The 3,837-nt window shown below is 40.6% G+C and carries 1 protein-coding gene and 2 pseudogenes; 1 reads left to right on the top strand and 2 read right to left on the bottom strand.

Annotated features, from left to right (window positions below):
- A pseudogene (locus tag IQ229_RS17280) lies at positions 1 to 488 on the bottom strand (hypothetical protein); the annotation flags it as partial.
- A gap of 8 nt (positions 489 to 496) precedes the next feature.
- The gene (locus IQ229_RS17275; protein WP_194045788.1) at positions 497 to 3,097 is read right to left on the bottom strand and encodes an ATP-binding protein; all 2,601 of its coding nucleotides are present in this window, start codon (positions 3,095 to 3,097) and stop codon (positions 497 to 499) included.
- Between the two features lie 406 nt (positions 3,098 to 3,503).
- On the opposite strand from IQ229_RS17275, the pseudogene IQ229_RS17270 reads away from it, so the two are divergent.
- Positions 3,504 to 3,837, top strand: a pseudogene (locus IQ229_RS17270) (Uma2 family endonuclease); the annotation flags it as partial.

Raw genomic sequence — 3,837 nt, 5'->3', positions numbered from 1 at the left:
GTAGTTACATATCTCATAGTTCGCTCCTGCTCAAATTGTTTAAACTCTTCCCAAAACTGATTTTCTAATGCCTTTGGAAATATCATAACCGAATCGATAAATCGATACAGGTTGCGAATATCTTGCTCTTCTAAGCCCAAATCATATAGTCTGCGAATTAAGCTAAATTTCCATATTTTGCGTTGTTCGGGTGATGAGCGTGTCTGCTGCGTTTTCAAATGCGCCATTACGACAGTTGCAAATGGATTATCGCTATTTTCTAACTCATGAAAGCGGTTTTCGTAATCCAAAAGTTTAATACTACCAAATTCAAAAGTTAAGCGAGTATTGGGATAATTGTAGCTGTAATTGCTTGGCCGCCATTCGCGGTTTGGATCGCAGAGAATTGCAAGGCTTATTGCTGGATAAGTTTCTATAATTTCTTTCCAAGGGCTATCAAAATCAGCGCGTAGGCGTAGCCCGTCGTAGACATCGCTAATATTAGTCATGTCATTTTTCAAATTATGGATAGAGTAGCAGTACTTGCAGTCGCTAGTTTAGAACTTTGCTTAATCGGAATCTCAACCCAAAATTCTGCTCCCTGTCCAGGCTCGGAAATACACCAAATAGCTCCGTTGTGTTTTTCTGTAACAATTTGAGCGCTAATTGCTAATCCTAATCCAGTGCCTTTACCTGCTGCTTTTGTGGTAAAGAAAGGGTCAAATAATCTTTGCTTAACTAATTCGGTCATGCCAGGGCCATTATCTGCAATTTTTACAGTTACACGATCCAAGTTGCGTAACTCAGTACGAATTACAATTTGGCTGGGGTTAGCTTCTATTTCCTCAAGAGTTCGCTTGCTGTTATAACTATCCAGAGCATCAATAGCATTACCAATCAGATTCATAAATACCTGATTTAATTGTCCGGCATAGCATTCTACTAAGGGAATATCACCATATTCCTTGACTATTTCAATTCCGGCATTTACAGATGTTTGTTTGAAGCGATTTTGTAAAATCAGTAGTGTGCTATCAATACCTTCATGAATATTGACAGGTTTCATATCTGCTTCGTCAAGTCGAGAAAAATTCCGCAAGGAGAGAACTATTTCACGAATGCGATTAGCTCCCATTTTCATTGAAATTAGTATTTTAGGTAGATCCTCAACCATAAAGTCAAGGTCGATCGCTTCTATATGAGCTTCTACTTCAGGTGTTGAATGAGCATTAGACTGTTGATAGAGTTCTACCAGTTCCAATAAGCCCAGTGTATATTCACTTACATGGGTCAAATTACCGTAGATAAAGTTAACTGGGTTATTGATTTCATGAGCGACACCTGCGACTAATTGACCTAAACTCGACATTTTTTCGGTCTGAATCAGTTGAGCTTGAGTCTGTTTGAGATTGTGTAGTACTTGATTGAGTTGTTCTGCCTGAATAGTAGCAGCAGCAGTAGCAGCGCGGCTTTGATTATACAATTGGGCTTGGTCAATCGCGATCGCTAACTGGTCAGCCACACCTCGAATAATTTCTACCTCATCATCACTCCAGGGGCGAAGTTCTCTACTATGTTCGCAGACAATCACACCCAAGTGACCCGACTGAGTTTGAACTGAAACTGTTAGTAAAGACTTAAAACCCAATGTCACAAGTAAATTCCGACTCTTGAAATCAAGCCATGAATCTGTCGCAATGTCATCAAAGCAAAGCAAATTCCCTTGCATAACAGCTTCACTTATGGCTTCCACATTCTGGATAGGAGAACAGCCTAAAGGTTCTGTTAAATCGGGAGCGCAAGCTTGCTGACTCAGTTCCAAGCTAGTAGATTCATCTTCTTGATGACACCAAAAAAATTGGCATCGATCGATTTGGAGCAGTTCCCGAACTTCAACCACTACTGTACTCAAAATCGTATTTAGATCCAGCGAGTTGCGAATTTGACTAGATAGACGAGTTTTAAGAATTTTTTCTCGCTCAACTAGCTTTCGCAATTCAACTTCAGATTGCCTTAACTCTAGCTGGGCCATATTACGATTGAAACTAGCTCTTGCTAGTAGCCAAGAACCAATGCCAATTAATCCTACTAACCCAGCATATAGCAGTAGCAATTGACTCAAAAATCGGTTTGATTTAGTCGTCAACGTCTCTGGCGATACCCGCGAGACAATTTTCCAGTGATAGGATTTAGGATCAATTTGATTTTGGCTTGGCGCAAAAGCTTGTCCTGCTCCCGTACTAGATTTTTGCCCTTCGACAAGTGGGTAAACTGTGGTAAAAGTGAACATTCCCTCAGCAGTTTGGAATTGTCCCGATTCTTGTTGAGAAATTTGCTGCCATGCTTGAGGAAAAGCTGTGCCAAAAGTGCGGTTTTTGCGATCGGGAAACATAAATCCCCATTCATCTTCAGGCTGCGCCCCTTTTAACCAGTAGCCATCGGCATTCAGTAGCATTCCCTGACTAGAGGCGTTAGCAAAAGCTTGATTAAAATTGTCCAGCAATTTTGCGCCGAAATAATTTAACACCACAATGCCCCGTTTCTGTCCACGGCGATCAAAAACGGGAGTGCCAAAGCGGATCATTGGCTTTAAGGGTTGTTCAACCTGACCTCGTTCGATGTTGAGGTCAAGGGGAGAGACAAATACTTGTCCTTGGTTCAGCCGCAAAGTGTCATTAAACCAGTAGCGCTTGGCTTGAACTTGCAGTTTTTCTTCGGGGACAATCGCTGGTTCATCCTGGTTAAAGTTGACTCTAACAACTTCTTTACCTGATTGATCTAAAAAGCGAATTTGGTCGTAAAGTTTTTTATATCCAGAAATTAATAAAAATTCTTGGGAAAGTGCCTGTTCTTGCCCATCCACTCCGTTTAAAATTCTTTCTAGCTCGTTTTGTTTAGAGATAACCATCAAATCTGAGACAACCGAGTGAAAGTCTCCGCTGATGACTTTAGTTTGTAAATCTACCTTACGGAGTTCATTTGTTTTCAGCAGAACTTTGTCGCTTTGTACCTGTTGGTAGTAGATAGTCCCAATAACAACCCCAACTAAAGCTGACAACGGCAAAAAAACCGTTAGGAAGTTTTTGATTAAAACTCGTGAATGAATCTGTGGTGACATATTTGATACTTAGGTACAACTCAAAAATTGGGCTGAAAATTAGCTAATTTCCAGCTGCGCCACGTTTTCTGAGTCAAGGTTGAGAGAAAACTTTTTCTCCTGGTAGATATAGGTAATCAGCCCAGCTACCAAATTCACCATGAAATTGAATACTCTGCGACTTCTGGAATGTTCTAGTTGAACAAAGTTCCGCCCTTTTTTGTTATTGTCAGTTAGACACTCTGATAATCAGTACCGAAAAACCACGAGTTTGACGTAAAGATTTTACACTTATAAGTATTTTGATACTGAGAAGAGAGACACAAGGCGATGTCTACGCTAAAAACGGTTTTTCATTCTTGTGCTGCGATCGCACATCAATAGATTACGTACAATCTATCTAGAATCAAATTTGGCAAAACCGCTCATGTTAAACTACAATCCACTGCATTGTTTGCCATCTTCCGAAGAACTGCCCGACTCAGATGATACTGCTGTGGATAATGAACTTCAAAATTTAATTCCCGGCTTGCTGAAAACGATACTAGCTTTGGTTTGGTGCGATCGCTGGGATTGGTTCTTTGGTGTTGATATGGGTATTTATTCTCACCCAGGCAAACCAGCCATTGTCCCTGATGGGTTTCTCAGCTTAGGAGTTAAACGCTTCGTTGATGAGGATTTACGCCTAAGTTATGTGCTATGGGAAGAAAAGCAACTGCCAATTTTAGCGCTAGAAGTTGTTTCTCAAATATATCGAGAAG

Source organism: Nostoc cf. edaphicum LEGE 07299 (assembly GCF_015207245.1).
Taxonomy (GTDB): domain Bacteria; phylum Cyanobacteriota; class Cyanobacteriia; order Cyanobacteriales; family Nostocaceae; genus Nostoc; species Nostoc edaphicum_B.
The sequence above is the reverse complement of the archived record's forward strand: the minus strand, read 5'-3'. Positions and strand labels throughout refer to the sequence as shown.